Here is a 2,567-nt window from a genome sequence, read left to right as displayed (position 1 = left end):
GAGATCGGTGCCCACGAGGTCTTCGAGTCCGGTGCCCGCCTGCCCTTGAAGGTCGACGCCGTCATGGAGACCGTCGGCCGCGCGACCTGGTCGCACTCGATCCGCGCCCTGCGACCCGGCGGCAAGATCGTCATCTCGGGCACCACCTCCGGACCCAAGCTGGACGACGCCGAGCTCACCCGGATCTTCTTCCTCCAGCTCAGCGTCATCGGGTCGACGATGGGCACGCGCGACGAGCTGGCCTCGCTGGTCACGATGCTCGACGCCACCGGTGCCCGCCCGCTGATCGACCGAGCGATCCCGATGACCGACGCACGCTCGGGCTTCGAGGCGATGGCCTTGGGCGACGTGTTCGGCAAGATCGTCTTCACGCGCTGAGGCCGTTGCGATGACGACGCACCTCATCACCGGAGCCGGCTCCGGCATCGGCGCGGTCCTGGCGCAGCGGCTGCTCGAGCGCGGCGACGACCTCGTGCTCCTCGCGCGCTCAGCGTCGCGCGCGGCCGAGCTGGCGGCGTCGTACGACGGAGCGCGCACGGTCGTGGCCGACCTCGCCGACCCTGCCTCGGTCGAGGGCCTGGACCTGCCCGCGTCGCTGGACTCGGTCGTCCACGCGGCCGGGGTGGTCGAACTGGGCGCCGTCGCGGACCTCGGGGTCGCCTCGTGGCTCGAGCAGCTCACCGTGAACCTGGTGGCACCCGCGGCTCTGACGAGGGTCGCGCTCCCGGCGCTTCGGGCCGCCCGCGGCACGGTGGTGCTGGTCAACTCCGGCGCCGGGCTCACTGCCCACCCTCAGTGGTCGGCCTACGCCGCCTCGAAGCACGGGCTCAAGGCCCTCGCGGACTCGCTGCGTACGGAGGAAGCCGAGCACGGCGTCCGCGTCAGCACCGTCTACCCGGGACGCACCGCGACGGCGATGCAGGAGAAGGTGCACGCTCAGGAGGGCAAGGACTACGACGCCGCCGACTGGATCGATCCCGGGACCGTGGCAGCGACGATCCTCCATCTCCTCGACGTCCCGAGGGACGCGACGGTCCCGGACATCACTGTGCGACCGAACGCCTGACGGGCCGAGCTGCCACCTCCGGCGCGGCCGGAGGTCAAACGCGGGCTGGAGCGTCGAATCGGTATCCGACGCCGCGGACCGTGGTGACGTATCGATGACCGGCTGCCGAGCCGGCTGCGCCGTCCTCGACCTCGATCTTGAGCCTGAGACGCCGCATGTGCTCAGTGACGGTGGCGGGGTCGCGGTACTCAGTGTCACCCCACACCTGCTCCAGCAGCTGTTGACGGGAGAACACCTGACGAGGGTGATCGACGAGGAACGCCAGCAGGTCGAACTCCTTCGCCGTGAGCTCGACCTCGGCACCACCGACGAACACCTCACGTGAGCTGCAGTCGACGTAGAGCGAGCCGAGGTCGGTGATCGGCTCAGGGCAACGGTCCCTTCCGCGGCGCAGCACGTTGCGGATGCGCGCCACCAGCTCACGCGGGTGGATGGGCTTGGTGACGTAGTCGTCCGCACCCAGCTCGAGACCCAGGACCTTGTCCACCTGTTCGTCGCGTCCGGAGATGATGATGATCGGCAGGTCGCCGCTGCGTCGCAGTTGCTTGAGCACCTCGAGTCCTGGCACAGCCGGGAGGCCAAGGTCGAGCAGCAGCAGGCTGGGGCGCTGGGTAGCCACCGCCTCCGCGACCGCATCACCTCTCGAGACGGTGAAGGTCCGAAAGCCCTCGACCTGCAGCGCGGCCGAGAGGACTTCGCGGAGGTCTGCGTCGTCGTCCGCGATGAGGATCGGCTGGGCGGGGGGTGTGGCCACGAGGCTCCTCGGCGTCGTTGTGCCTGCGTTGTGCTGGTGCTGAGCGGGACGTGTGCTGAGTCCTGGAGGTTATCAGTCAACCCACCACCTAGGAGATGCAATGCGAAAGCTCACCGCCGGTTCCACCAAGGCTCCGGTCCCTCACCGTTTCCGCACCAAGAGGCTCTACGTGAGTCTGCTGGCGGTCGGAGTCATGGGGGGTGCCCCATGGGCGTTCACCCATGCGATCTTCACCGACGAGGAGAGCAACGCCAGCGTGCTCGCCACCGGAACGCTCGACATCTCGGACTCCCCCCAGGATGCGGTCATCACCACACTGAACATGGCGCCCGGTGACATCACGACGGCGCCCTTGACGATTGCGAACGACGGATCGCTCGACCTCCGCTACGCGATGACCACCGACGTCGCGGGGACCAGCGAGGACGCGGGGCTGCTCTCCACCACCATGAAGCTGCGCGTCCGCGAGGACGTCGCTGACTGCACGGACGGTGGATTCGGAGCCACCGGTTCCAACGTCTATGCCGGCGCACTCTCCGATGCCGCCTTCGGCGACACGACGCAGGGCGGTCAGCCGGGTGACCGGCTTCTGGCCTCGGGGAGCGACGAGGTCCTGTGCCTGCAAGTGGAGCTCCCAGTGTCGGCGGGCAACATCCTGCAGGCGGAGGACACGACGGCCACGTTCACGTTCTTCGCCGAGCAGACCGCCAACAACCAGACCCCCGGTTACGACGGCCATTGCCTGCA

4 protein-coding genes are annotated in these 2,567 nt (G+C 68.8%); 3 read left to right on the top strand and 1 reads right to left on the bottom strand.

What is annotated here, in order from left to right:
* Both VOI19_RS17935 and VOI19_RS17930 read left to right on the top strand, forming a co-directional pair.
* A partial coding sequence (locus tag VOI19_RS17935; protein ID WP_323794308.1) for a zinc-binding dehydrogenase occupies positions 1 to 378 on the top strand: 378 nt, incomplete at its 5' end.
* Positions 379 to 388: 10 nt separating this feature from the next.
* Positions 389 to 1,066 carry an SDR family oxidoreductase gene (locus tag VOI19_RS17930; protein WP_323794307.1) on the top strand — a complete coding sequence of 226 codons (678 nt, stop codon included), beginning with the start codon at positions 389 to 391 and terminating at the stop codon, positions 1,064 to 1,066.
* A gap of 34 nt (positions 1,067 to 1,100) precedes the next feature.
* Here VOI19_RS17930 and VOI19_RS17925 read toward each other — a convergent pair whose 3' ends face one another.
* Complete coding sequence (locus VOI19_RS17925) at positions 1,101 to 1,820, bottom strand: response regulator transcription factor (protein ID WP_323794306.1); 720 nt, start codon at positions 1,818 to 1,820, stop codon at positions 1,101 to 1,103.
* 100 nt (positions 1,821 to 1,920) lie between these two features.
* Here VOI19_RS17925 and VOI19_RS17920 point away from each other — a divergent pair.
* Positions 1,921 to 2,567, top strand: a 647-nt coding sequence (locus VOI19_RS17920; protein ID WP_323794305.1) for a TasA family protein, incomplete at its 3' end; no start/stop codon positions are given.

Source organism: Nocardioides sp. (assembly GCF_034670285.1).
In the GTDB taxonomy this organism is placed as follows: Bacteria; Actinomycetota; Actinomycetes; order Propionibacteriales; family Nocardioidaceae; genus Nocardioides.
This window is presented reverse-complemented; position numbering and strand designations above follow the sequence as displayed.